Annotated in this window: 25 protein-coding genes; 16 read left to right on the forward strand and 9 right to left on the reverse strand. The window is 35.1% G+C overall.

Going from position 1 to position 26255, the window contains the following annotated elements:
* Positions 1–6 precede the first annotated feature (6 nt).
* Both ISP02_RS01155 and eutH read left to right on the forward strand, forming a co-directional pair.
* Complete coding sequence (locus ISP02_RS01155) at positions 7–576, forward strand: ANTAR domain-containing response regulator (RefSeq protein ID WP_195719838.1); 570 nt, start codon at positions 7–9, stop codon at positions 574–576.
* A 105-nt stretch (positions 577–681) separates the two neighbouring features.
* Entirely contained in the window at positions 682–1956 is a 1275-nt protein-coding gene (gene eutH, locus ISP02_RS01160; RefSeq protein WP_195719839.1) for an ethanolamine utilization protein EutH, read from the forward strand.
* 148 nt (positions 1957–2104) lie between these two features.
* Here the strand turns inward: eutH and ISP02_RS01165 are convergent, their stop codons facing one another.
* The 3 genes from ISP02_RS01165 to ISP02_RS01175 are packed head-to-tail and all read right to left on the reverse strand — an operon-like array spanning position 2105 to position 5762.
* Complete coding sequence (locus ISP02_RS01165) at positions 2105–2872, reverse strand: SDR family NAD(P)-dependent oxidoreductase (RefSeq protein ID WP_195719840.1); 768 nt, start codon at positions 2870–2872, stop codon at positions 2105–2107.
* Between the two features lie 27 nt (positions 2873–2899).
* Positions 2900–4300, reverse strand: a complete 1401-nt coding sequence (locus ISP02_RS01170; RefSeq protein ID WP_195719841.1) for a glutamine synthetase family protein — start codon at positions 4298–4300, stop codon at positions 2900–2902.
* A gap of 22 nt (positions 4301–4322) precedes the next feature.
* A complete protein-coding gene (locus tag ISP02_RS01175) occupies positions 4323–5762 on the reverse strand; it encodes an NAD-dependent succinate-semialdehyde dehydrogenase (RefSeq protein WP_195719842.1) in 1440 nt (479 codons plus the stop codon).
* 225 nt (positions 5763–5987) lie between these two features.
* On the opposite strand from ISP02_RS01175, the gene ISP02_RS01180 reads away from it, so the two are divergent.
* The 10 genes from ISP02_RS01180 to cysC all read left to right on the forward strand — a co-directional run bounded on the left by ISP02_RS01180 (position 5988) and on the right by cysC (position 16871).
* A complete protein-coding gene (locus ISP02_RS01180) occupies positions 5988–7055 on the forward strand; it encodes a M20 family metallopeptidase (RefSeq protein WP_195719843.1) in 1068 nt (355 codons plus the stop codon).
* A 354-nt stretch (positions 7056–7409) separates the two neighbouring features.
* Positions 7410–8144 carry a phosphoadenylyl-sulfate reductase gene (locus ISP02_RS01185; protein ID WP_195719844.1) on the forward strand — a complete coding sequence of 245 codons (735 nt, stop codon included), beginning with the start codon at positions 7410–7412 and terminating at the stop codon, positions 8142–8144.
* 228 nt (positions 8145–8372) lie between these two features.
* Positions 8373–10199: an assimilatory sulfite reductase (NADPH) flavoprotein subunit gene (locus ISP02_RS01190; protein ID WP_195719845.1), complete on the forward strand. Its 1827-nt coding sequence runs from the start codon at positions 8373–8375 to the stop codon at positions 10197–10199.
* A gap of 20 nt (positions 10200–10219) precedes the next feature.
* Positions 10220–11929, forward strand: a complete 1710-nt coding sequence (locus ISP02_RS01195; protein ID WP_195719846.1) for an NADPH-dependent assimilatory sulfite reductase hemoprotein subunit — start codon at positions 10220–10222, stop codon at positions 11927–11929.
* A 25-nt stretch (positions 11930–11954) separates the two neighbouring features.
* Positions 11955–12728, forward strand: a complete 774-nt coding sequence (gene cobA / locus ISP02_RS01200; RefSeq protein WP_195719847.1) for a uroporphyrinogen-III C-methyltransferase — start codon at positions 11955–11957, stop codon at positions 12726–12728.
* Positions 12729–12745: 17 nt separating this feature from the next.
* Complete coding sequence (locus ISP02_RS01205; RefSeq protein ID WP_195719848.1) at positions 12746–13489, forward strand: sirohydrochlorin chelatase; 744 nt, start codon at positions 12746–12748, stop codon at positions 13487–13489.
* Between the two features lie 15 nt (positions 13490–13504).
* Positions 13505–14119 carry an NAD(P)-binding protein gene (locus ISP02_RS01210; RefSeq protein ID WP_195719849.1) on the forward strand — a complete coding sequence of 205 codons (615 nt, stop codon included), beginning with the start codon at positions 13505–13507 and terminating at the stop codon, positions 14117–14119.
* A gap of 24 nt (positions 14120–14143) precedes the next feature.
* Positions 14144–15052 carry a sulfite exporter TauE/SafE family protein gene (locus ISP02_RS01215; RefSeq protein WP_195719850.1) on the forward strand — a complete coding sequence of 303 codons (909 nt, stop codon included), beginning with the start codon at positions 14144–14146 and terminating at the stop codon, positions 15050–15052.
* A gap of 19 nt (positions 15053–15071) precedes the next feature.
* Positions 15072–16256 carry a sulfate adenylyltransferase gene (gene sat / locus ISP02_RS01220; RefSeq protein ID WP_195719851.1) on the forward strand — a complete coding sequence of 395 codons (1185 nt, stop codon included), beginning with the start codon at positions 15072–15074 and terminating at the stop codon, positions 16254–16256.
* Between the two features lie 15 nt (positions 16257–16271).
* Positions 16272–16871 (forward strand): adenylyl-sulfate kinase, encoded by a 600-nt coding sequence (cysC, locus tag ISP02_RS01225; protein ID WP_195719852.1) that lies wholly within the window; start codon positions 16272–16274, stop codon positions 16869–16871.
* A gap of 190 nt (positions 16872–17061) precedes the next feature.
* Here the strand turns inward: cysC and ISP02_RS01230 are convergent, their stop codons facing one another.
* Positions 17062–18207, reverse strand: a complete 1146-nt coding sequence (locus ISP02_RS01230; protein ID WP_195719853.1) for a globin domain-containing protein — start codon at positions 18205–18207, stop codon at positions 17062–17064.
* Between the two features lie 382 nt (positions 18208–18589).
* On the opposite strand from ISP02_RS01230, the gene ISP02_RS01235 reads away from it, so the two are divergent.
* From ISP02_RS01235 to ISP02_RS01245, 3 genes are all read left to right on the forward strand, one after another.
* On the forward strand, positions 18590–19201 hold the full coding sequence (locus ISP02_RS01235; protein WP_195719854.1) for a phosphatase PAP2 family protein: 612 nt from the start codon (positions 18590–18592) through the stop codon (positions 19199–19201).
* Between the two features lie 286 nt (positions 19202–19487).
* Positions 19488–20276 (forward strand): sulfite exporter TauE/SafE family protein, encoded by a 789-nt coding sequence (locus tag ISP02_RS01240; RefSeq protein WP_195719855.1) that lies wholly within the window; start codon positions 19488–19490, stop codon positions 20274–20276.
* A 137-nt stretch (positions 20277–20413) separates the two neighbouring features.
* The gene (locus tag ISP02_RS01245) at positions 20414–21043 is read left to right on the forward strand and encodes a nitroreductase family protein (RefSeq protein WP_195719856.1); all 630 of its coding nucleotides are present in this window, start codon (positions 20414–20416) and stop codon (positions 21041–21043) included.
* A gap of 54 nt (positions 21044–21097) precedes the next feature.
* On the opposite strand, the gene ISP02_RS01250 is transcribed toward ISP02_RS01245, so the two are convergent.
* Positions 21098–22282, reverse strand: a complete 1185-nt coding sequence (locus ISP02_RS01250; protein WP_195719857.1) for an amidohydrolase — start codon at positions 22280–22282, stop codon at positions 21098–21100.
* 347 nt (positions 22283–22629) lie between these two features.
* On the opposite strand from ISP02_RS01250, the gene ISP02_RS01255 reads away from it, so the two are divergent.
* On the forward strand, positions 22630–22869 hold the full coding sequence (locus tag ISP02_RS01255) for a hypothetical protein (protein ID WP_195719858.1): 240 nt from the start codon (positions 22630–22632) through the stop codon (positions 22867–22869).
* A gap of 290 nt (positions 22870–23159) precedes the next feature.
* On the opposite strand, the gene ISP02_RS01260 is transcribed toward ISP02_RS01255, so the two are convergent.
* The 4 genes from ISP02_RS01260 to larE all read right to left on the reverse strand — a co-directional run bounded on the left by ISP02_RS01260 (position 23160) and on the right by larE (position 26242).
* Complete coding sequence (locus ISP02_RS01260) at positions 23160–23360, reverse strand: hypothetical protein (protein WP_195719859.1); 201 nt, start codon at positions 23358–23360, stop codon at positions 23160–23162.
* A 97-nt stretch (positions 23361–23457) separates the two neighbouring features.
* Positions 23458–24624, reverse strand: coding sequence for a nickel pincer cofactor biosynthesis protein LarC (larC, locus tag ISP02_RS01265; protein WP_195719860.1), 1167 nt, complete (start codon positions 24622–24624; stop codon positions 23458–23460).
* Between the two features lie 15 nt (positions 24625–24639).
* Positions 24640–25398, reverse strand: a complete 759-nt coding sequence (larB, locus tag ISP02_RS01270; protein ID WP_195719861.1) for a nickel pincer cofactor biosynthesis protein LarB — start codon at positions 25396–25398, stop codon at positions 24640–24642.
* Positions 25399–25420: 22 nt separating this feature from the next.
* Positions 25421–26242 (reverse strand): ATP-dependent sacrificial sulfur transferase LarE, encoded by an 822-nt coding sequence (gene larE / locus ISP02_RS01275; RefSeq protein ID WP_195719862.1) that lies wholly within the window; start codon positions 26240–26242, stop codon positions 25421–25423.
* Positions 26243–26255 lie beyond the last annotated feature (13 nt).

The following is a 26255-nucleotide window of genomic DNA, read 5'->3' on the forward strand; positions in this document are numbered from 1 at the left end:
TTGAATATGAACAAAATTATGGTCGTTGAGGACGAATCCATTGTAAGGCTAGATATTGTCGAGACACTGAAAGAGGCAAAATACGATGTTGTTGCAGCCGTGGGTAATGGGGAAAAGGCAATTGAATATACGGAAAAGAAACAGCCAGATTTGATTATTATGGATATTAAAATGCCTAAATTAGATGGTTTGAAAGCAAGTAAAATTATTAGTAAAAGATTCGATACTCCTATTTTAATACTAACAGCATACAGTCAAGCTGAATTTATTCAAGAGGCTAAACAGTCTAATATTGTTGGCTATATTATTAAACCCATTTCAGAATCGCAATTATTGCCAGCTGTTGAGATTGCAATGGCGCAATCTCAACAAATGCGCAATTTAAAGCAACAAGTCACTAAATCCTATGAAGCAATCGAACAACGCAAACAAATAGAAAAAGCGAAGGGCTTGTTGATGCATAGGCAAAACATGAGTGAAGAAGCTGCATATAAGAAACTGAGGAAACTTAGTATGAATTATCATACGAATATCGAACAAATTGCCATAAAGGTGATTGAACAATTAGGTTCATAGTTTTAATTACTAAACAAGTGTATAGTAACGAGCAAAGGTGCTTATTTGTAAATCAAATAGGCATCTTTTTGCTTTCTATGAGGTCAATAAAAGGGGGAAATTATCATGGAACATATAGGTACGGTAATTATATATATCATTATGATTTGTGCAGTGATTGGAGCGTTTGGTGCCATACGTAATCCTGAAATAGGGGTCGGAAAAGAATTTATGGAAGGTATTTTCACCATTGGACCAATTTTTGCAAACTCTGCTGGCATTATGGCCTCTATTCCATTTATCTCAAAATTTATAGAAAATGTCTTTGGACCACTATTCAACAAGATTGGCGCTGACCCAGCTATAGCAGCTACTTCGATATTGGCAACTGACATGGGTGGTTATCAATTAGCGGATGTTTTAAAACATAGTTATGAAGGTTGGATTATGGCGATGATTGTTGGTTTTATGGCTGGGGCAACGATTGTCTTTTCTATACCTTTAGGTTTACCGATGTTAGATAAACGAGACCATAAATACATGGCTTTAGGTATCCTATCAGGGCTATTAGCTATACCGTTTGGTGTGTTTATTTCAACTTTTATTATATTGATGAGTCATATGAAAGTGCGTACTGTCGTAGAAACAACTGGTGCTGCTACACACGTGTTCTCCATTAGTCTTTCTACAGTATTTGTAAATTTATTACCTTTAATTATTTTTGTAGTAATTACTGCCATTGGTTTATATTTCTTCTCAGACATTATGATTAAAATATTTATAATTTTTGGAAAGGTTTTAGATGTTTGCATCAAACTTGTATTTGTTTTTTCAGTAGTACAAATCTTTACAGGATTCTTCACTAATGTCTTTGGTGTTTGGGGCTTTGATCCTATTATGGCAGATAAAAAAGATAACTTTAGGGCACTAGAAAATGCTGGTAACATTGCTATTATGTTATCTGGCGCATTTCCGATGGTTTATTTAATTCGTAAATACTTCTCTAATGGTTTGACGAAGATTGGTAGTAAAATTGGGTTAAGCGAAGTAGGGAGTGCAGGTATAATAGCAACTGTCGCAAATATTTTAGCTATGTTTAAATTAGTTAAAGATATGCCACCCAAAGATAAGGTGATCAATATTGCTTTTGGTGTGTGTTCGGCATTTCTCCTAGGAGACCACTTGTCATATACAGCTAACTTCCAGCCTACACTGATACCTGCAGTTATGATTGGTAAGTTTAGTGCAGGAATACTAGCAGTCATCTTTGCTTACATTTTATGTATACCGAAAGCTAGAAAGCTAGAAGATATCGATAGAAGAGCGGGTATCATCGGAGAAGATGAATACTTAGAAAAAGAGCGACTAGCTAGTCGTCATCCTGAGCAATCTAATAATTAATAACATATAAAATCGACAGAGATGATAAGGCTTTGTCGATTTTTTAGTGACAATAGATAGTTCAAAATTAACAAGCAGAGAAAAATAAATAAGTCAGACGTTATTAGACGTCTGACTCATCTTTATAAGTGATTAAGTTATGAACTGATTAGAAGTAATTTGCTGTGATACCACCATCAACATTAATGTTAGCACCATTAGTCCAATCTGATTCGTCAGATGCTAAGTATAGCGCACAGTTAACGATATCTTCAGGTTTACCAAATCTACCTGTCGGCTGTCTGTCTAAACGTTCTTTCTTGGCAGCTTCATCAGATACGAGCCATTCCATTAATAACGGTGTTTCAATTGGTCCGGGACTAATCGCATTTGTGCGAATGCCTTTAGGTCTGAATTGAATTGCTAAAGATTTTGTTAATGAAACGACAGCACCTTTTGAAGCGGTATAAGCGTCTTGCGGCACCGAACAACCCATTTCCGCTACGAAAGAGGCAATATTAATTATTGAACCAGATTCATTTTTTTCCATTTCAGGAATAACATATTTAGTCATAAAGAATATTCCTTTAACGTTAATGTTCATGACTAAGTCCCAAACTTCTTCAGAGGTATTCACGACAGAATTATCGGCTGAAGGCATAACGCCAGCGTTGTTATATAATACGTCGATTCTACCAAAAGATGCTACAGTTTCTTCGACAGCTTTTTTCACTTGTTGTTCATCTGAAATATCGACTTGGAAAAACTTAGCTTCTCCTCCGTTGTGAACAATATCATTAGTTGCTGTTTGGCCAGCTAACTCGTCTCTTTCGAAGATAGCTACTTTAGCGCCCTCAGCTGCAAATTTTTGTGCTGCAACGAGACCCATGCCTCCGCCAGCTCCTGTGATGATGCATACTTTGTCTTTTAATCTCATAAATCTTACCTCCTAAATATCAATGAATTAGCTTTGTTCGAAATAGCGTGAACGTTCCCAAGTAGTTACATAGGAATCAAAGTCATTTTGTTCAGAATGTGCTGCGTGGAGATAGTGTTTTGCTACATCTTCGCCTAGCACTTCTTTTACTACGTCACTATTTTTCCAGTGATAAATAGCTTCATGTAAAGAAGAAGGGATACGGTCGATGCTGTCTTGTTCATAAGCATTACCTTTTAATTCATCTTCGAGTGGGATTTTATGTTCGATACCATACAACCCTGCACCAATTAATGCAGAATAAGCGAGGTACGGGTTCATATCTGCACCTGAAATACGAGACTCGAAACGTAATGCATTACCATGTCCAACTGTTCTATAACCAGCAGAACGGTTATCGCGACTCCATGCAATACTAACTGGCGCCCAAGAGTTTGGTGCGAAACGTTTGTAAGAATTGACATAAGGTGCATACATTAAAGCAAAATCTTTAGTGTACTTAATAACGCCTGCTAAGAAATGTTGCATTGTTTCAGACATTGGATTTTCAGCATCGTCACCAGCGTAAAAGGCATTGTTAGATGTACCTTTTTCCATCATACTAAGATGAATGTGACCACTTGAACCTGTCCATTCAGCATAAGGTTTAGCCATAAACGTTACTGCCTTATCGTTCTGAATACAAATTTCTTTCATACCGTGTTTAAACATAATATGTTGATCCGCTGCTTTTAAAGCATGATCATATTTTAAGTTGATTTCGTGTTGTCCTTTGTATGCTTCACCTTTTGAAGATTCAATAACGATACCCATGCGGTGCATTTGATCTCTGATTTCTTGATAAATAGGTTCGTTTTTTGTTCCTTGTAGCAAGTTATAATCTTCGTTAAGGTGTCCTGCTGCTTCTAAATTGGCATATCCTTTTTTATCAATATTTTCGAATGAATCATTGAATAGATAAAATTCTAATTCACTAGCTAGGTGAGGTGATAAGCCGTGTTCTTCAGCTTTTTTGATTTGACGTTGTAGGATAGATCTTGGAGCGATACATATTTTTTCACTACCGTCCTCTGTATATACGTCACAGAAGACCATCGCTGTTTTATCCAACCATGGCACAACTTTTAGTGTGTCCCAATCTGGTTTTGCCAAGTAATCACCGTAGCCTTTATTCCAGTTCATATATTCAAAGCCCTCGTTTGTATCCATTTCAAAGTTCGTACCTAATAAATAGTTACAAAAATGTGTGCCTTCAGAAATATCATTTTCTAAAATAAAATCGCCGGTAATACGCTTACCCATCAAACGACCTTGCATATCACAAAAGCCTAGCACTACAGTGTTAATTTTATCTTCCTCTACAAGTTGAAGTAATTCACTTTTACTGATATTACCAGATTTAGTGTTAGGATTAATTTCTTTAAACATAACTTCCAACCCCTTAATTTATTTATTCATTTAATGTTAATGAAATATATTTCAATTCTAAGAAGCCATCCAACCCATGATGTCCACCTTCTCGACCCATACCACTTTCTTTAATACCTCCAAATGGTGCTTGAGGCACGCTAAGTTGTGTGCCGTTTACACCAATCATGCCGAATTCTAGTTGTTCGCTAACTTTATGAATTGTATTCACATTATTAGAGAAGAAGTAAGCAGCTAACCCATATGGTGAAGCATTGGCGATATCAATCGCTTCTTGTTCATCTGCAAATTCGATAATAGGAGCAACTGGACCGAAAATTTCTTCTTGAGCGATAGACATGTCAGGCTTAACGTTAGTTATAACGGTTGGCTCATAAAATAAGCCGAAGTCAGAAATTGGTAATTTCTTACCTCCTGTGGCAATAGTTGCCCCATTACTTTTAGCTTCGTTGACTAACTGTTCTACTTTGTTAATAGCGTCTGCATTGATGAGTGGGCCAACTTGAGCATTATCATCACTTGCTGGTCCGACCGTAAGTTGTTTAACGCTGTTAATGACTTTTTCTGTGAATACATCTTTTACGTCTTTGTGTACTAAAATGGTATTAATACCATTACACATTTGGCCTGTATTTTCGAATTTGTTGTCGACAATAGCATTAGCTGCAGCCTCTAAATCTGCATCAGGTAAGACGATTGCAGGTGCATTACCACCTAATTCTAGAGATATGCGTGTAATATGATTAGCTGCTTTTTGCATCAATGATTTACCGATGTTAGTAGATCCAGTGAACGACATTTTTCTAACACGATGATCATTAAATAAAGTATCTGAAATTAATGATGCGCTACCAGTTAAAATATTGGCTACGCCATCATCAATATCTGTTGCCATTAGTTCATCGAAGATTGCGATCGCAATTCTAGGCGTTTCGCTAGAAGGTTTAACGATTACTGTACATCCTGCTGCTAAGGCAGGTGCTACTTTTCTCGCAATCATTGCTCCAGGGAAATTCCAAGGAGTGATTAACCCACAAACTCCGACAGGCTGTTTTAACACAGAGATACGCTGTTGCGGAGATGATGGAGGGATGATTTCACCATAAATACGTTTGCCTTCAGCGGCATACCATCGAATGAATTTGGCACAAACGCCAATTTCGCCGAATGCTTCCGCGTATGGTTTGCCTTGTTCTTCACACATAATTAAGGCTAGTTCGTTTTGCTTTGCTAACAAGTTGTCAGCCCATTGTTCTAAAATTTCGCCACGATAATCGGCAGTGTATTTAGACCATTGTTGAAATGCACCATGTGCAGCTTCTATACTTTGCTGAACATCTGCTTCAGCAACTTTAGGTACTTGACCGACGACATCACCATTAGCAGGGTTTACAACTTCTAACGTGTTAGCCGTTTGTAGTTGTTTACCATTAATCCAGTTATGATTTAGTTCTTTACTCATAAAAGTGCCCCCTTTACGTACAAAAAGACGCTTACGTAACTAACTTAGACTTAAAGTTATAAGTTACATAAGCGCCATTGCTTAGTATATTCACTTAATATTGATTGTTAAAAGATATTGGAGTTACACTCCAAGATAATTTAATTGTATTAAATTATCTAAACCTTGTCAATATTCAGAAAATGACTTATACTTTTTTCAAATTAATAGACGGAGGGGTAGGAAATGAGTAAAGCTGTAGAGTTGTTACAACAACTAATTAAATACGATAGTTCTGATAAAAGCGTCGCCAATGAAACGATAGCCTTCTGTAAACGCTGGTTGGAAAGTGAAGGGGTAACTGCTGAAATTATTTCTAATAATGGTTTTGACATGTTGATATGCGAAGTTGGACAAGGAGATAAAACATTAGTGTTAAACGGACATGTGGATGTAGTTAGTGGTAAAGAAACACAATTTGATCCAATTATTAAAGAAGGCAAGCTCTATGGTCGCGGCAGTGCTGACATGAAGGCAGGTGTAGCAGCAATTATGGTTGCTGTAGCTGAATTAAATAAATTGGAGCTGACACAAACAAAAGTACAATTACAATTAGTAACAGATGAAGAAATAGGCGGTAAAAACTGTGCTAATTATTTAACGAATGAAGGTTATTTAGGTGATTTCGTTATCTGTCCAGAACCTACTCAGATTGATATCGGATTTCAGGCAAAGGGGATATTGCAAATTGATATTGAATTATCTGGTGCGTCGGCACATGGCAGTCGTCCTTGGGAAGGGGTAAATGCTATTGACAAAGCATTTGAAGTTTATGACCAGTTGCTTCATTTACCATTTGCAAGTGAAAGCACAGAGTTCTACGATGGCCCATCTATTAATTTAGCTAAAATTCATGGTGGTGAAGTTTATAACAAGGTGCCAGATGCATGTACTTTATCTTTTGATATACGCTATCTACCGACTCAAAACCAATCTCAAATATTAAAAGAAATAGAAGGCATTACTGATGGCAAAATACATATCAATCTTGAGGGTCCTCCTGTTATGAATGATAAAAATCAACCGTACATTAAACAGCTGGTAGGTGAGATTAAACAACATACAAATAAGGATGAAGTGAAATTGTTTGGCCAACATGGTTTTGCAGATACGCGTTATTTCTCTCGATTTAATGTTCCTGCAGTAGAATTTGGCCCATCAGGTAATCATTGGCATGGCGATGGAGAGTACGTAGAAGTTGATTCTATAGAAAATTATAAAAATATTATCGTGACGTTTGCTCAAAATATGTGATTTTAGAGGTAAGTAAGCCTGAAGGAATACTACAAATATTCGAAGATATGAATTTACGATGAGCGCGTTCAAAATTAAAAAATTGGCTAGATTAAAATGAATGTAATTAAATCATGCTAATTTTAAAATTTGAAAGTGCTTATTTGTATGTTGAAATAGAGGCTTGCACATCGTTTTTATAGCTTCTTTAAGCGATTGTATAAGCGTTTGAACATGTAAATGAGTATTGACATGTATATGTACATCGGGTATGGTAGTTAGCATAATTATTATTTTCTAAAAATTCTAAATTAGAGTTTTTATAATTAAGTCAATAATGTGAGCAACTAAATAATGCGAGGGGGCCTATAATTTATGACAGAAACAAAGGTAACCTATAATAATTTTACTTCCGATGTGTTTCAAAATATCGATATAAATAACGAAACAAAAGGTGCTTATGAGGTGTTAAAATGGGCGTACGATAGTTACGGAGATAACATTATTTATTCTTGTAGCTTTGGAGCTGAAGGTATGATATTAATTGATTTAATATCTCAAGTAAGACCTGACGCTAAGATAGTTTTTTTAGACACAGATTTACATTTTCAAGAAACATATGATCTGATTGATAGAGTGAAAGAAAGATATCCAGAGTTAAATATACAACTTAAGAAACCGGATTTAACTTTAGATGAGCAATCAGAACAATATGGACCAGCACTATGGAAAAAAGAGCCTAATCAATGTTGCTATATACGTAAAATTAAACCATTAGAAGAGGTATTATCTGGTGCGACAGCATGGGTTTCAGGATTAAGACGTGAACAATCACCAAGTCGGCAAAATACAAATTTCTTAAATAAAGATGAACGTTTTAAATCAGTCAAAGTTTGTCCGTTAATTCATTGGACATGGGATGATGTATGGCAATACATTGAACGACATGATTTAACTTATAACGAATTACATGATTTTAACTATCCAAGTATTGGATGTATACCTTGTACATCAGCTGTTTCAGCCTCAGGAGATTCTCGCGAGGGAAGATGGTCTGGTTTTGGAAAAACAGAGTGTGGTTTGCACACGGTAGATAATAATTCTAAGTAATATATAATGCTATTGTTAGATAGCTTATTTTTTAAAACACAAAACCTAGTATTCTAATTGGAATTATACGTTTATGAATTTTTTAAACTGTAACACTTATTTATTAAGCGATTTTATAAAAGATGTTATATAGTAGATTTATAAAGTGAAATGACTTAGTGTTCGGAAGTTTCACACACTATTCCAGTTAAATACTAGTCAAATATTAATATATGAGGTGAAATTCCCTTGCAATTTAGCGTAACGAACAGTCCATTTAATGAAGAACAAGCAGCACAATTAAATCAACTAGTTCAATCAATGACACCAGAACAACGTCTTTGGTTGAGTGGATATTTAGCTGCAAACCAACAAGCAACTACGACAAGTGAAGATATACAACAGATTCAACAAGCACCTGAGGCAACACAAAGTGTAGAAGACGTAAAACCTAGAGACATTACTGTACTTTATGGTTCAGAAACAGGCAACGCACAAAGTATTGCTGAATTACTAGATGAAAGGCTAACAGAAAATGGTTATACAGTAACATTATCTTCTATGGACGCCTTTAAAACTAAAGAACTAAAGAAAGTTGAAGACTTATTCATCGTTTCGGCGACGCATGGTGAAGGAGATCCACCAGATAACGCTATTACATTCCATGAATTTTTACATGGTAGAAAAGCGCCAAAATTAGAAGGCTTACGTTATTCAGTTTTAGCGCTAGGCGATGAATCGTACGAATTCTTCTGTCAAACAGGTAAAGATTTCGATGCAAGATTAGCCGAATTAGGCGGTGAACGTTTAACAGATAGAGTTGATTGTGATTTAGATTTTGATGAGCCAGCAGAAAACTGGATGCAAAATGTTTTAGAAGCTTTAAGCGGTCCGAATGATAATCGTGCTGCTGTAGCAGAAACTACGGAAACAGTACAATCTGCAAAAGAGAAAAAATATTCTAAATCAAATCCATATGAAGCAGAAGTGTTAGAAAATATCAATTTAACGGGACGTGGTTCTAATAAAGAAGTAAGACACGTTGAATTATTATTAGACAATTACGGGGAAGGTTTTGAACCTGGGGATTGTCTAGCGATTATTCCAGAAAATGATCCGGTCATAGTAACACAATTAATCAGCTTACTTGGGTGGGATCCTGAACTTACTGTTGAAATCGATAATAAAGGTAACACTGCCTCATTAACAGATGCGTTTACTTTACATTTTGAAATAACGAAATTAACGATTCCTTTAGTGAAAAAATTAGCTGAATTAGTTAACGATGAATCACTGAACGAAAAATTAGCAGAAGATGGTTGGGTTCAAGCGTACGTTGAAGGGCGCGATTTAATAGACTTCTTTAAAGCTTACAACGCGTCAAACATTCAACCGAATGATCTATTAGAAGCATTAAGAAAATTACCTGCAAGAGAATATTCAATTGCAAGTAGTTATAGAGCTAATCCAGATGAAGTGCATATTACAGTGGGAGCAGTAAGATACAATGCCCACGATAGAGATAGAGAAGGTGTTTGTTCAATTCAATTAGCAGAACGCGTGCAACCTGGTGATACTGTTAAAATGTATTTGAAGAAAAATCCAAACTTTAAGTTCCCATTTGAGGAAGACAAAAAAGTTATCATGATTGGTCCAGGAACTGGTGTAGCACCATTTAGAAGCTATCTTGAAGAACGTGAAGAATTAGACTTAAAAGGTAATACATGGTTATTCTTCGGTGAACAACACTTTACGACCGATTTCTTATATCAAACAGATTGGCAAACTTGGTTAGAAGATGGCATATTAAGCAAATTAGACGTTGCTTTCTCTCGTGATACTGATGAGAAAGTATATGTTCAGCATCGTATCGAAGAAAACAGTGAATTATTCTTCCAGTGGTTAGAAGAAGGCGCTGCAATTTACGTGTGTGGTGACGAAAAGTATATGGCAAAAGATGTTAATGAGGCCATTCTTCGTGTCATCGCAAAAGAAGGTAACATGAGCGAAGCAGATGCAGAAGCATACTTGAATCAAATGAAGACAGAAAAACGATATCAACGAGATATTTATTAATATTAGAAAGGGATGAAAGCATGGCTGATTTTAATTCAGAGTTATTAGAAAAACTCGATGAAATGGAACGAATTAAAGCAGAAAGTAATTACCTTAGAGGAACAATCGTCGAAGGTTTAGAAGATCCTATTACGGGTTCAATTGCAGAAGACGATACTAAATTACTAAAATTCCACGGTAGTTATATGCAAGATGATAGAGACATACGTGATGAAAGACGTAAACAAAAATTAGAACCGGCATATAGTTTCATGATTAGAGTCCGTGTACCAGGTGGGACGGCAACGCCTGAACAATGGATTGCAATGGATGACATCTCAGACACTTATGCTAACCACACAATTAAATTAACAACAAGACAAGCGTTCCAATTCCACGGCATATTAAAACGTAATCTTAAATCATCCATGCAAAATATTAATAACGCACTTATGGACTCACTGGCAGCCTGTGGTGACGTAAATCGTAATGTAATGTGTAATCCAAATCCTTATCAATCAGGAGTACATGATGAAGTAAATGAATATGCAACACAAATTAGTAATCATTTATCACCACAAACAGGTGCTTATCATGAAATTTGGTTAGACGGAGAAAAAGTATTAAGCACTAGTGAAGAAGTAGAACCAATGTATGGTCGTACATACTTGCCACGTAAATTCAAAATCGGCATTTCAGTACCACCATCTAATGATGTGGATGTTTACTCACAAGATATTGGTTTAATCGCCATAACAGATGAAGATGAAAAATTAATTGGTTTCAATATCTCTGTTGGTGGAGGTATGGGCATGAAACATGGTATGCCAGAAACATACCCACAAGTCGGTAAATTACTAGGTTATGTATCAAAAGATAAAATTATTGATGTCTGTGAAAAAATATTAACGATTCAACGTGATTATGGTAACCGTAAAGTACGTACAAACGCGCGCTTTAAATATACAGTAGATAGATTAGGTTTAGACTGGGTAAGAGAAGAACTTCATAGACGTTTAGGTTATGAAGTTGAAACCATACGTGACTTTCATTTTGACCATAACGGAGACCGTTATGGTTGGACAGAAGGAAGCGGCAAATGGCACTTCACATTATTTATTCAAAATGGTCGTGTCAAAGATACAAAAGATTATAAGTTAAAAACTGCACTTAGAAAAATCGCTGAAATACACACTGGCGATTTTAGACTTTCTCCTAACCAAAATTTAGTTATAGCGAACGTTTCGGAAGAACAAAAACCTGTTATTCAAAAAATTATTGATGAATATGGCATCACAGATGGTGAAAACTACTCTGGTTTACGTCGTAATTCAATGGCATGTGTTGCATTTCCTACATGTGGGCTTGCTATGGCAGAATCAGAACGTTATTTACCTTCATTACTAAATAAAATCGAAGGATTATTAGACGAAGCAGGTTTACAAGAAGAAGAAATTACAATTCGTATGACTGGTTGTCCTAACGGTTGTGCGAGACCAGCGTTAGCTGAAATTGCATTTATCGGTAAGGCGCCAGGTAAATATAATTTATATCTTGGTGGGGGCTTTATTGGAGATAGATTAAATAAATTATATAAAGAAAATATTGGCGAAGAAGAAATTTTAGACACTTTAGGTCCACTATTCCTTCAATATGCAAAAGAGAGAGAAGAAGGCGAACACTTTGGTGATTTCGTAATTCGTGCAGGCATCGTTGAAGAAGTTACTGATGGACAAAAATTTCATAGCTAATATATTTCAAAAATGAGGTGGCATAATGGGAAAAGTATTTTTAGTTGGAGCTGGGCCTGGAGACCCTGATTTAATAACGGTCAAAGGTGTAAAAGCAATAGAACAAGCAGATGTAATTTTATATGATCGTCTCGTTAATCAAACACTATTAGATTATGCATCATCTGAGGCTAAATTAGTGTATTGCGGAAAACATCCAAACCATCATTCATTGCCACAAGAAGAAATAAATGATTTGCTTGTTGATTTAGCTCAAAGCGGTAACACTGTGACACGACTTAAAGGCGGAGACCCATTTATTTTTGGAAGAGGTGGGGAAGAAGCTGAACAACTAGCGGCAGCGCACATACAATTCGAAATTGTTCCTGGCATTACGTCAGGCGTTGCTGCTCCAGCTTATGCTGGTATCCCAGTAACACATCGCGACTATAGCTCATCGGTAGCATTTGTAACAGGTGTTATAAAAGATGATATAGATGCTGATGACTATTGGAAAAGTTTAGTGCACGGACCTGATACGTTATGTATTTATATGGGTGTTAAAAAATTACCAGATATTTGTCGCTTGTTATTAAAGCATGGCAAAAATGAAAGTACACCTGTAGCGCTTGTACATTATGGCACTACAGAAAACCAACAAACAGTAACTGGCACATTAACAGATATAGTAGAACGTGCAGAGGGCGTTAAAAATCCAGCAATGATTATCGTTGGAGAGGTTGTTAAATTAAGAGATAAAATTAGTTGGTTTGAATCTACACAACTTCAAGATAATTTGTTAGAAGCGATAAGCTATTAATTATTGGAGGTAACATTATGCGTGGAATATTATATGTCAGTCATGGAAGTCGAATTGCTGAAGCAACTGCTGAAGCAATTCAATTTATAGAAGATGTAAAACGCAGAGTAAATGTACCACTACAAGAGATTTGTTTTTTAGAATTGGCCGAACCAACTGTAGCACAAGGTATTGAAACTTTAGTGAAAAAAGGTGCTACCGAAATTTCGGTAATACCTGTGTTATTACTTAGCGCGGGTCATTACTTTAAAGATATTCCAGCAGAGCTTGAAAAAGTAAAAACAACTTTACCAGAAGTTACATTCACTTATGGACAACCATTAGGCGTCCAATCACAACTTACCAATATTTTGAAAGAACGTATCGAAGAAACGAATGTTATTCCTAATGATGATGCTAAAATTTTGGTCGTTGGCCGAGGCAGTTATAATCCACAAACTAAAATTGATATCGAAGCAATCGCTAGTGATTTAGGAGACATAACTGGATTTAAAGATATAGATGTATGTTATCTTGCGGCTTGTAAGCCTTCATTTGAAGATGCATTAACATCCGCTTTAGATTCAGAATATTCGCAAATTTTTATCGTGCCTTATATATGGTTTACTGGTGTATTAGAGAAACATATCAGGAAAACGGTTGATGATTCGAAGGTGCATGGAGATATTATTTTATGTGACCATCTTGGGAACCATGAAGCTATGAAAGAAGCGTTAAAAGATAGAGTTAATGAAACATTAGTAGCAGCACCTCAACAATAGAGAAAGGGGAAATTGATGATGTCATTTATGCCGTTATTATTAGATTTATCAGATAAACATATCGTAGTCATCGGTGGCGGTAAAATTGCGCAACGACGTGTTAAGACGTTATTGCAATATTCATCACATATCGACATTGTCAGTCCTCATTTAACAGAAACGTTATTGCATTATAATAAGCAAGGTTTCATAACTTGGCATGCAAAAAAATATGAGTTTGCCGATATAAATGATGCGGATTTGATTGTTGTAGCGACGAATAACGTAACGGTGAATAACCAAATCAAAGAAGAAGCCCCAGTCCATGCACTACTAAATATGTCAGGAGAAGCTACTTCAGGTGATACGATGTTCCCTGCCATTATTCAACGAGGGAAATTGGTTATAGGTGTTTCTACCGGAGGTGCCAGTCCAAAACTTACCACTGACATAGTTCGACAACTAAAAGAGCAATACACAGAAGATTATAGTGCTTACGTAGATTTTTTGTATGATTATCGACAAGCAGTAAAACAACTAAATGTTAACGAACAAAAAAAGAACCAATTGCTAGCTGAAGTATTAGCAGACGAATACAAAAATACAGCGCATCAACAAAAAGCATTGAGTTGGATTAAATCACAAATATGACAGACGAAAGGAAGACAGTGCTAAATGAAAAAATTATTAATATTTGCACTCGCTGGATTTTTTGCACAAATGATTGATGGATCATTGGGCATGGGATTCGGTGCAACATCATCTTCTATATTGTTAACGGCAGGTATTACGCCAGCAATCGTATCTGCGACAATCCATTTTTCTGAAATTGCTACAACAGCAGCATCAGGCGTCTCGCATTATAAATTTAAAAATGTAGATAAAAAAATGGTTGTGAAGTTAGCACTTCCAGGCTCAATAGCAGCTTTTATTGGTGCAGCAGTATTAAGTAATATAGAAAGCGGTCTAATTAAACCTTTTATTTCTATATTTCTATTAACTATGGGGTTATTTATTATTTACCAATTTGTATTTAGAAAACAACATGAAAGAAAACTAAAAGGGGGCACATTTACAAAATGGCAAATTATACCTCAAGGCATTATTGCAGGATTTCTAGACACTATAGGTGGTGGAGGTTGGGGACCAGTCAACACACCATTATTTTTAGCACGTCATAAAATTGAACCACGTTATGTGATTGGTACAGTGTCAGCCAGTGAATTTTTTATTACGTTATCAGCGTCAATAGGATTTATCATTTTCTTAGGTTGGCATCTTATTAATATTGGTTTAGTCATTGCACTAGCAATAGGTGGGGCAATCGCGGCGCCATTCGCAGCATGGGTTGTGAAAGTATTACCTGTATATTTATTAGCTGTTTGTGTTGGTGGCATAATCATTTTCACCAATATTAATACGTTGTTAAGTACCTTAGTGGGTGACCCAGTAGTTGGTAATATAGTTAAGGGCGTAGTAATCGTATTATGGTTTATGTTAGCAATTTTCACTTTATATCAAAATAAGCAACTACCTTTCTTATGCCAAAAAAAGCAATCTAACAAAATCGACCAAGCGAATTAATGAAAAAGGAGTAGACAAAATGACATTATCTAAAGAATTACTTGAAAATACAATCAAGCCACATGGTGGTGAGCTTGTGAATAGACAAGCTGAAGGAGCTCGCAAAGAACAACTTATTGCAGATGCACAATCGCTTCCATCCTTAACTTTAAATCCATGGAGTTTATCTGATTTAGAGTTAATTGCTATTGGTGGTTTCAGCCCGCTAACTGGATTTATGGGAGAAGATGACTATACTAATGTTGTCGAAAATTTACATCTTGCTAATGGTTTAGTTTGGAGTATTCCAATTACATTACCAGTAACAGAAGACCAAGCCGACTCTTTCGAAATTGGACAACAAATCGCTCTATACGGTGAAGATAATCATTTATATGGTGTATTAACTCTTGATGAAAAATACACATATGATAAAACAAACGAAGCACAAAAAGTATATGGCACTACTGAAGTTGAACATCCAGGGGTACAAAAAGTATTTGAAAAAGGCAATGTTTACTTAGCTGGCCCAATCGAACTTGTTGATCGTCCAAAGCATGATGAGTTTGTCGATTTTCATTTAGATCCTTCTGAAACAAGACAGTTATTTGCAGATTTAGGATGGAAAACTGTCGTAGGTTTTCAAACGAGAAATCCTGTACATCGTGCACATGAATATATTCAAAAAGCAGCATTAGAATCTGTAGATGGATTATTGTTAAATCCGTTAGTCGGAGAGACCAAATCGGATGACATCCCTGCCGAAGTACGTATGGAAAGCTATCAAGTTATTTTGAAACATTACTACCCTGCAGAGCGCAATAGATTAGTTATCTATCCAGCTGCGATGCGTTATGCAGGTCCAAGGGAAGCTATTTTACACGCGACAGTGCGTAAAAATTATGGCTGTACACACTTTATTGTCGGAAGAGACCATGCAGGTGTTGGCGATTACTATGGTACATATGATGCTCAAGAGCTTATTTCACAATATGAAGAAGAACTAGGTATTCAAATCTTTAAATTTGAACACGCCTTTTATTGCACCAAATGTGACAACATGGCTACTGCTAAAACATGTCCACACGATAAGTCATATCATGTGCATTTAAGTGGCACAAAAGTTCGTGAAAAATTACGTAATGGTGAACAATTACCGAAAGAATTTTCAAGACCAGAAGTTGCAGACGTGTTAATTAAAGGGTTACAAGAGACTAAGGTATAATTTAGGAGTGAAACAATGAGTGAAGCGACAAATATTACTTGGCACGATTCAGAAGTGTCAAAGCAACAAAGACAAAAACGTAATAACCATAAGAGTGCGGTAGTGTGGTTTACTGGTCTATCTGGATCAGGTAAATCAACTGTTTCAGTAGCGTTAGAAAAAGCGTTATTTGAGCATCAAATTCATACCTATCGCTTAGATGGCGACAATATTCGTCACGGATTAAATAATAATCTAGGCTTTAGCCCCGAAGATCGTAAAGAAAATATTAGACGTATCGGAGAAGTCGGTAAGTTAATGGTAGATGCAGGATTGTTAACAATGACTGCCTTTATTTCGCCCTATGAAGAAGATAGAGAATTAGTGCGTCAGACATTAGATGAAGGTGAATTCATTGAGGTTTATACGAAATGTAGTTTAGAAGCTTGTGAATCACGTGATCCTAAAGGATTATATCAAAAAGCAAGAGCAGGTGAAATTCAAGGTTTTACTGGTATTAATGCTCCATATGAAGAACCTTCTAATCCAGAAATTACTATTGATACAGAGCAATTGTCAGTTGAAGAAGCAGTACAAGAAATCATCAAGTATTTAAAAGAACATCAATATTTATAAAATGAACTAAACACAAAAACAAGGCTAAGCTATCAATCGATAGCTTAGCCTTGTTTATTTTAAAATAGTGGTTAATGGTATTTAACGTTTATTTGGCTTTTAAATTACTAGGAACAATTAAATTATTTGATAAGTGAATCATTGTCCTTTATGTGTTGTCATGAGTTTTTATAAAGATTAGTTTGCTAAATTATACTGTAAAACTTAATCTTGGTACGAATGTTTCAAAGTGAACTTTACTTTCGGCAACGTTTAGCGTTTTTAAGTTCACTATCATAGAATTAATAAATGATTGACCGCCACAAACATAAATTTCTGTATCATTATCAATAAGTTGTTGTAAATTTTCTGATGTTAAATAACCATCTGTGTCGCGATAGTGTAATTCTAAGTTGCTGTTATCATCTTGTTGTTCAATTGTTTTTAACATTTCTTCAAATGCTACGTTGTCACTATCAGAAGTTACTTGAACGAAAGTTGAACGTGTATGCTCAGAAACTGCTTGTCTAAACATAGATACTAATGGCGTTACACCTACCCCAGAGCCTAAGAATAATTGCTTGTTTTCGCTATTCACTATGCCGAAGCCACCAACGGGTGCTGAAAGCGAAATAGTGTCTCCTATTTCGATGTCGTCGTGAAGAATTGTTGATACTTCGCCTTCATGGTCTTCGGTAACGTCTCTACGCACACCAAATGTTAAATAATCTTTACCACCATCGACGATTGAATAGTGTCTTTTAGCTTTATAAGGCAATTTCGGACTATCGATGTCCACGGTGATATATTGACCTGGTGTGAATTGGCTTAAGTCAATGTCATCAGATTGTACCGTAAATGATTTAATGTTACTAGTTTCTTGGCTAATATTAGTGACTTTAAATGGTTTGAATCCTGACCAGGCCATTTGTTCATATACTTGTTTTTCTAATCCTATGAATGCATCAGCTATCTCTTGATAGGCTTTTCCCCAAGTTTGGATAACTTCACTGTCATCAGTTAAACCAGTAACTTCTTTAATAGCCCATAATAAATTTTCACCAACGATAGGATAGTGTTCTGGAAGTACTTGTAAAGCACAGTGTTTGTAAACTACTGGCATAATTACAGGTACGATTGGAGATAAATCATCAATGTGTTCTGCAGCAGCTAGTACAGCCATAGCCAAAGCTGATGATTGTAAACCTTTCTTTTGATTTGTTTGGTTAAATACATTTTTTAACTCAGGATGTTCAATAAACAATCTATCATAGAATTTAGAGGTGATTGTTTGACCGTGTTCTTTCAATAATGGCACCGTATCTCTAATAGTTTGTATTTCATTTTCTGTTAACATTTGAATACCTCCTCATTGATTACAACTTCATTATCAGCCTAAATTAAGTAATAAACAATAATATATGCTTTATGTCACAAAAGGTTCAAAATAATTTGACAAATTTGAAAACGCATTATGCATTTTTTTATATTAACGAATAACTTAGATTAATAAAGATTATTATACAATAATATCGAAAGCTATATAATTTTTCACAGATTCACCCTATCGACTGATTATCTGGAACCAAAGTATGATTGTTAAAAAGTAGTAAATTTGTTTTACTTATAATGTTACAGGAAAATAACTTCAAAACATGTTTTACAGTATATTTGAAGGGTAATACAAATTTTCAGAAGAGTTTACTACAATTTAATTAGAAATAAAGGAGCACTACATAATGAAAAAGATTTTTGGGATGGTTATCCTCTATGTGTTGCTAATTGCATTATTAATCTCGATTATAACTGGCAACATTAGTAGAATAGATCAAAACGTATATCAAGGGCTACATAAATATTTAGATAGTGACTTTTTAAACCTTATATTAAGTATGTTATCGACTATTTTCGAACCATTTAATTGTTTGATTATGGTACTAATTATTTTAGCAATACTATTCTTTGTTAATAGAGCTAAATTTTGGTTATTAGGTTTTTGGAGTTTTTGTGTATTTTTAATCGGTACAATAATGAAATATGCTATTGAGAGACCTAGACCATCAACTCATTTCGATGGCTATAGTTTTCCAAGTATGCATGTGTTGAGTGTTTGTTTAGTTGTCAGTTTAGTAATTTTAGTAACGCGTAGTAAATGGGCTAAAGTAATTGGTGTATTACTAGTTGCTGGTATCATTGTTTCAAGAATATTTGTACATGCTCATTATTTCTCAGACACCATTGGTAGTTTAATTGTAATTAGCATTATGTTGTTAACGTTAAACCATCAACATTTAAATGCAATATCACATAATAAAAAGCAAGCATCTGAACCCAACACTTATAATGAATGATAAACTTTTTGGAATTTTTTAATGGTGCGAAGTAAGGTTAAGACAAGCGAGTTTTTAGTCCTAAATAAATTGAATAATATTGACTAAATTGAAGATGCGTTTATAGCAAACTGTTTGAACTTTGGTCATCTTTGTCGCAGGGGGCGAGTCTACAAAATCATTTTGGTTTTAGTCGCGCTCCCTTTTTGTGTATCAATTTATTTAAAATTAATAAATAACATAGTTACTATAAGTGTTAGAATAATTATATGTAATATATGTTCAAGTTTATGAAAGGTGTGTAACTATGACAATTGTAGTGTTAATCATTATCGGAATGATTTCAGCTATTATCGGTTCATTAATCGGAGTCGGTGGCGGTATAATCATCGTACCTACATTAGTTTATTTGGGTTCTAAAACGGATTTACTTACAGGCATAACAACACAAACGGCTGTCGGTATTTCCTCATTGACATTAGTCTTTACTGGGCTTTTTTCGATGATAGGCTATCGTAAGAAAGGGAAAAATACGATTGATTTTAAAAACGGTATCCTTTTTTCGATAGGAATAATTCCTGGATCTTTAGTGGGCGCATATTTAAGTCGTTTTTTAAATGACGTTTATTTTAATATTATTTTTGGAATTTTTTTATTTTTAATATCAATCGTCTTAATGATTAAGGACTACTTAGCTGCTAAAAAATCTTCAGACGCAGAAAAAAAGGTCAATACGCCTATAGCGATAATCTTCTCGTTCTTTGTGGGTATTAGTGCTGGTCTCTTCGGTATTGGAGGAGGCGTCTTAATGACTCCACTAATGATTATTGCATTTAATTTTTCTCCTCACGTAGCAGTTGCGACGAGTATGATTATTATCTTCACTTCAAGTCTAGCAAGCACTTTAGGCCACGTCGTACAAGGACATGTTATTTGGCATTATGGCCTTGTACTTATTATTGCGAGCTATATAGGGACTAAAATTGGTGTTAAAATAAATCGCAGTATTGATTCTGCAAAACTGTCCAACTTACTTAAAATCGTGTTAATTATAATTAGTATTTATTTAATTTATAAAGGTATCACTGGACTCTAATAAGAGAAAAGTATACATAATTAGAAGAAAAATTTTAAAAGTGAGCTTAAATCATTGCAATATTCCATAGATATAATTATTATACTCTATATGGAATTAAATTAAGTGTAATTTATTATTAGAAAGAAGGAAGTAAAGTGACAGTAAATAATAGTTTCAGTGAAATATTAACTGGTAGAAAATCAATAAAATTGTTTGATGAAAATTATAAAATCCCTCATGAAGAAATGGAAGAAATGATTCGTAAAGCTACAATGGCACCTTCATCAGTTAACTTACAACCTTGGAGATTTGCGGTAGTTGAAAGTGACGAAGGAAAAGAAAAATTACGTCCATTAGTGCAATTCAATACAAACCAAAATGATACTTCTTCAGCAATGGTAGTCATTTTTGGAGATATGAAAAGTCATGAAAACGGGGAATTTATTTATTCACAAGCGGTAGAAAATAATTTAATGCCTGCAGATGTTAAAGAACAAGTGTTAACTAAAATTAATGAAATATATAATACTTATACAAATGAAAAAATGAATGACGTTGTTAAAATTGATAGTAGTTTAGCAGCTATGCAATTTATGTTAGTAGCGAAAGAACATGGTTATGATACTAACCCGATTGGTGGTTTTGAAGAGGATCAAATCGCTGAAGTATTAGATTTAGACCCTGATCGTTATGTGCCAGTAGTTATCATTGCTATTGGTAAGGCAGCAAGAGAGGCACGTGGTTCTTATAGAATGCCTGTAGATAAAGTTATGCAATATGTATAATATAAAAAGAAGGCTATAATCCTCATAAAAAGGGTTATAGCCTTTCTTTTATTTTTATAATCTGTCTAGTAAAACATCTGTAATAGATTTAGCAGCTACTAGTAAGCAATCTTCATTTACATCAAATTTAGGGTGATGGTTCATATAAGGTTCGTCTACATCATACGGTTTGCTGCCGACAATATAAAACGTACCAGGTATTTGTTGAAGATAATAAGCGAAATCTTCGGAACCAGTAGCCGGCGGCATTTCCATAAGGTGTTGGAAGTAGTCTCCTTGGCTTTCAGATAAGACACGTGCTACATTGTCGGTCTCAGTTGGATGATTGTATAACACAGGATAACCAAATGTATAGTCTAAATCATATGTGACATCGAAACCAAGCGCTACACTTTGAGCTATTTTATCAATTTCTTGATACATAAATTGCTCTAAATCTGCATCCAAATAACGTGCTGTACCTTTAATCGTAACAGAATCTTGTATAACATTACTTGCGCCTGGAGCTTCAAATGCACCAATTGTAACGACGCCCGTTTGAAGTGGATCAATTCTACGAGAAACTATAGTTTGTATAGCATTGACGAAATTTGTACCGGCAACGATAGCATCGTGTGTTTTATGAGGACTTGCCGCATGTCCACCTAGACCATTAATTTTAAGCGTGAACGTTGAACTGCCAGAAAAAGCATTGTTTTTATTATAAAGAATCGTATCAGGGGTTACGGCAGGGACGATATGAATACCATATACTTCATCTAAATCATTTAAGGCACCTGAATTTATGATTTGTTGTGCGCCACCAGGTGGTTGTTCTTCGGCATGTTGGTGAATAATTTTAATTTTACCAGTTAGTTGCCCCTTAACTTCGATTAATGCATCTGCTACTCCTAGTAAATATGCTGTGTGTGCATCATGACCACATGCATGCATAACACCTTCATTTTCTGATTTGAATGGTACATCCGTTTCTTCATTGATAGGTAAAGCATCAAAGTCAGCACGTAAACCAATTGTCTTACCAGGCTTCCCACTGTCGATTTCTACTATTATTGCGTGAGCATCTTGTACGGGTTGCGTTACCTTTACATCTTTTCCATCATAAAAAGATTTTATATACTTAGCGGTATTTTCTTCTTGAAATGATAATTCTGGGTGACGGTGTAAATGACGACGATGGTCGATCATCTCTTGTTCTTTAGTTTCTAAGATTTGAAATAATTGCTCTTTTAAATTCATAAACATACACTTCTTTCTTAAATTTAATAGAAGTCCTCTAATATAGATGAATACTTTATTCATATTATAAAATTAATCTCTTTTAAAGAATTTTAGATTAATTAAATATACAATTCAAATTAAATAGTAAAATATAGTAAAATAAAACTTTTGCATTTTAAAGTGTGAATCGTATTAAATAGAAGCGAATATAAGTATTATTAAATAAGCATACGAATATTATTTACTGATTTTCATAGTTTTTTTAGTTAGGAGAATATTTTATAGGTATATCATCTTATGTCTTTTCCAGGTCATCTTTAATTAAAGACGATATTTGTTATAATTTGATTAAAGAAGGTGAGCATATGATAACAAAAGGTATTAAATTTTCTAATACTAAATTTATTTTTGATTGTATAGGCGTATTAGCTAGTATTGGTGTATTAATCGTCCTTGTTTTCAACGCATATGCAAGTTTTAGTGCCAATGGCAGTTCTGAATTTGGTATAAATATTGTTGGAAATCAGTTCATACTACTTAGCATTTTATGTGCACTCACCGTGATAAGTGCATTAAGTTCTTTCGTTTTAAAGAAAATAAAATAAAATTAGCTTTGTAACGATTTTGTATCGTGCTGACGCCTAGGGGAAGCGTATGAGTGAGAGACTACAGGATCGAACCATACCCCAGGCAAGCATGCACGACAAAATCGTAGGGAGCGGGACAAAAATCTTATTTTTATAAGAATATTTTGTAGTCCCGCCCCGGCAAGGATGACTAGAGTTGAAAGAAGCTTGATACAAGCGCATTTTCAAATCAGTCATCTACTGCCCATATAAAAATAGAGCCTGAAGACAACGTTATGTCTCAGGCTCTTTAATAATTGAAAACCATATTATGTTTTAGAACCTGCATGCATACCTTCTTTTCCGCCTTCCATAATAGCGTCTAGATGCAACAAGCCATCTACAATAAGCATACACACTAATATAATAAGTAGACCTAAAAACCAATCTTTGATAGTCATTGGTGCTTTTCTACGGTAAAAATAAATACCTAATAATAGTCCGACGATAATCAGAACTAACGCGCTCATAACTATACGCCCTTTGATGTGATTCTTGTAATTGTTGATCAGTGTAACATAGTTGAATTATTATTAAAGGGGAAGTTTGTTATAACGAAATTAAGTATTATTTTAAATTTTCTATTTGGCTCATTACATGATGGTAGATTTGTTGTAATGGTAATTGTGTATGATCTGCAATAGCTTGTAGATCACTAAATTCAGGTTTGGCTTTTATAACTTCGCCAGCTAATATACCTAATTTAATCGTTACTTTACCATAATCTGTATCAAGTGTTGTAAAATCACGGTCTAAAATCGTTCTGCGTACGCTATAGCTTCTCACGCCTAAAGAACTTGTATGGCGTAGTATATAATTTTCGAAGAAGCTTGCTTTTGATAGTGGACAAATTACAGATAGTTGTATTGCAGGTCTGCTTTTTTTCATCGTAATCGGTGTGTAGTAAACGTCTAGGGCACCTTGAGAAAGTGCGTCTTCAATAAAATGTCCAAGCACTTCCGGCGTCATATCATCTATTTGAGCTTCTAACACTTGCACGTAATCTTGTGTATTTTCATTTTCTTCAAACTGAATAATGCGTAATACATTTGGGAAATCAAAGTCTTTTGTGCCAGCCCCATAACCAATTTCGTTCATCGTGCATGCTGGTAGTGGGCCGAATTGAGTGGCTAAACTTTTGGCAAAGCCTGCTCCTGTCGGCGTGGTTATTTCACTAGCGACGTCCAACGAAGCGAGCGGTATGCCTTTTAAGATTTCAGCGGTTGCAGGAGCTGGGACGGGATAAAGTCCATGTGCAATATTAACTTTGCCGTGTCCAGTTGGAATGGCCGAACAATAAATATTATCAATATTTAAATCTTCAAGAGCTAAACAACTACCGATAATATCTATAATTGAATCCATTGCTCCTACTTCATGAAAGTGAACGTCAGCAACGGTCATACCATGTATTTTAGCCTCAGCTTCGGCAATGACATTAAAAATAGCAGTACTTCGGGATTTAACACGTTGTGATAATGTACTATTTTTAATCATGCTAAAAATGTGTTGCGCAGTACGATGGTGATGACTTTCTTCTATATTTATTGTTAAATGCTGTGCATTGATACCTTGTTTATTTACATGATTAAATGACAAATCGAAAGTATCTAAGGGTAATTTAGATAATTCTTGTTTAATGTATTTAGGGTTTGCACCTAAGTCGATTAATCCTGCTAAAATCATGTCGCCAGCTATGCCGGCGTGGCAATCTAAATAAATGGCCTGTGACATTTCAATCTCTCCATTCTAGTTTGTTTCGAGCATGTTGATGACCTGAGCAGCATTATAACCACCGCCGAAGCCATTATCAATATTTAATACACTTGTTCCGGGAGCACACGAATTAATCATTGATAACAGGGTGCTGACACCTGCTAAATTTGCACCATAGCCAATGCTCGTTGGAATAGCATATACAGGATGATTTACTAATCCTGAAATGACACTACATAATGCTCCTTCCATGCCAGCAACGACTACTGAAACTTTACTTTCTCTAATATCATCTATATTTTCGAACAGACGATGGATACCTGAGACGCCAACATCGTAAAAACGCTTGACGGTAACCCCCATAACTTCAGCTGTTATTGCTGCTTCTTCTGCAATATGAATGTCTGAAGTGCCAGCACTAATAATGGAAGCAACATAGTTAGATTTATTAATATTAGCGACAGGCGTACAAACGATTTGGGCGATAGGGTGATGTTCTAAATCAGGATATATAGACAGTATGTGATTGGCTTTATCATCGTCAATACGAGTCACTAATATTGTTTGGTTATTATGATTTAAACTATTAATAATTGAAGCGATTTGTTCGGGATTCTTGCCTTCACCAAAAATAACTTCTGGGAAGCCTTGTCTTTGGGGGCGGTGTAAATCGATTTTAGCAAAACCCAAGTCATCATAATGTTTTAGTTTAGCCTGAGCAGCTGCGATAGATAGTTCATTTTGTTGTACCTTTGTTAATATTTCTTCAATATCGTTATTACTGTCTGACATTCTAAACACTGTCCTTCACTATTTAATTTGTTGTTTCTGTTGTGAGTACTTCATTCATACTACCTGTGCGATAGCCTTCAAGGTCAAGTGTGACATAGTCAAAATCAAGTGATTTTAAATAATCGATAATAAGTCTGCGATGTTGAATCAATTGTGAAATATCATCTTCAGGGACTTCAATTCGAGCAATATTGTTATGGTAACGTACGCGAACATTATTAATATTTAAACTTAAAATAAATTTTTCAGCTTCGTTAATTTTGTTAATTTTCGTCTCGTCCAAAGTTTCGCCATAAGGCACACGAGAAGCCAAACTACATAGGGCAGGTTTGTTCCATACTGGTAAGTCTAACTGCTTACTTAAGTGACGTATATCTTCTTTATATAGACCTACTTCTTGTAAAATACTTCTAATACCTAGCTCGTCACGTGCTTGTAGACCTGGACGGAAGTCATCGTTATCATCCATTATCATGCCGTCTAATACATAGCTAAAATGATAAGCCTCTTTAATGCTTTCTACCTTTTTATATAGTAGTAGTTTACTGTAATACCAACTTTTAGGAGTATTTTTAACGATATGGCGATCTTCAAGTTCTGAAATTTTTGTTTTGAGAATATGCGCACCTAATTGATGACCTAAGTTGATAGCTTCATCAAATTCTTCGCTTCTAAATAGTTCAGATTCTACTACTACACCGATGACGTTATTTTCGCCAAGTACATCTAGTGCTTTCTTCAATACAAGCGTACTATCTACACCTCCCGAAAAGGCTACAACTACTTTCTTCATTTCTTTTAAAGTTTTTTCGAGTTGCTGTTCTTTTTCTTTTAATGTCAACATAATTAATCATTCT

Source organism: Staphylococcus durrellii (genome assembly GCF_015594545.1).
Classification (GTDB): domain Bacteria; phylum Bacillota; class Bacilli; order Staphylococcales; family Staphylococcaceae; genus Staphylococcus; species Staphylococcus durrellii.

Coding starts and splice junctions, on each gene's coding strand:
- ISP02_RS01165 (WP_195719840.1), bottom strand. CDS start 2,872: ATGAGATTAAAAGACAAAGTATGCATCATCACAGGAGCTGGCGGAGGC.
- larE (WP_195719862.1), bottom strand. CDS start 26,242: ATGTTGACATTAAAAGAAAAAGAACAGCAACTCGAAAAAACTTTAAAA.
- cobA (WP_195719847.1), top strand. CDS start 11,955: ATGGGAAAAGTATTTTTAGTTGGAGCTGGGCCTGGAGACCCTGATTTA.
- sat (WP_195719851.1), top strand. CDS start 15,072: ATGACATTATCTAAAGAATTACTTGAAAATACAATCAAGCCACATGGT.
- ISP02_RS01195 (WP_195719846.1), top strand. CDS start 10,220: ATGGCTGATTTTAATTCAGAGTTATTAGAAAAACTCGATGAAATGGAA.
- ISP02_RS01175 (WP_195719842.1), bottom strand. CDS start 5,762: ATGAGTAAAGAACTAAATCATAACTGGATTAATGGTAAACAACTACAA.
- ISP02_RS01250 (WP_195719857.1), bottom strand. CDS start 22,282: ATGAATTTAAAAGAGCAATTATTTCAAATCTTAGAAACTAAAGAACAA.
- ISP02_RS01205 (WP_195719848.1), top strand. CDS start 12,746: ATGCGTGGAATATTATATGTCAGTCATGGAAGTCGAATTGCTGAAGCA.
- ISP02_RS01255 (WP_195719858.1), top strand. CDS start 22,630: ATGATAACAAAAGGTATTAAATTTTCTAATACTAAATTTATTTTTGAT.
- eutH (WP_195719839.1), top strand. CDS start 682: ATGGAACATATAGGTACGGTAATTATATATATCATTATGATTTGTGCA.
- ISP02_RS01210 (WP_195719849.1), top strand. CDS start 13,505: ATGATGTCATTTATGCCGTTATTATTAGATTTATCAGATAAACATATC.
- ISP02_RS01185 (WP_195719844.1), top strand. CDS start 7,410: ATGACAGAAACAAAGGTAACCTATAATAATTTTACTTCCGATGTGTTT.
- ISP02_RS01155 (WP_195719838.1), top strand. CDS start 7: ATGAACAAAATTATGGTCGTTGAGGACGAATCCATTGTAAGGCTAGAT.
- ISP02_RS01215 (WP_195719850.1), top strand. CDS start 14,144: ATGAAAAAATTATTAATATTTGCACTCGCTGGATTTTTTGCACAAATG.
- ISP02_RS01235 (WP_195719854.1), top strand. CDS start 18,590: ATGAAAAAGATTTTTGGGATGGTTATCCTCTATGTGTTGCTAATTGCA.
- ISP02_RS01230 (WP_195719853.1), bottom strand. CDS start 18,207: ATGTTAACAGAAAATGAAATACAAACTATTAGAGATACGGTGCCATTA.
- larB (WP_195719861.1), bottom strand. CDS start 25,398: ATGTCAGACAGTAATAACGATATTGAAGAAATATTAACAAAGGTACAA.
- cysC (WP_195719852.1), top strand. CDS start 16,272: ATGAGTGAAGCGACAAATATTACTTGGCACGATTCAGAAGTGTCAAAG.
- ISP02_RS01260 (WP_195719859.1), bottom strand. CDS start 23,360: ATGAGCGCGTTAGTTCTGATTATCGTCGGACTATTATTAGGTATTTAT.
- ISP02_RS01240 (WP_195719855.1), top strand. CDS start 19,488: ATGACAATTGTAGTGTTAATCATTATCGGAATGATTTCAGCTATTATC.
- ISP02_RS01180 (WP_195719843.1), top strand. CDS start 5,988: ATGAGTAAAGCTGTAGAGTTGTTACAACAACTAATTAAATACGATAGT.
- larC (WP_195719860.1), bottom strand. CDS start 24,624: ATGTCACAGGCCATTTATTTAGATTGCCACGCCGGCATAGCTGGCGAC.
- ISP02_RS01170 (WP_195719841.1), bottom strand. CDS start 4,300: ATGTTTAAAGAAATTAATCCTAACACTAAATCTGGTAATATCAGTAAA.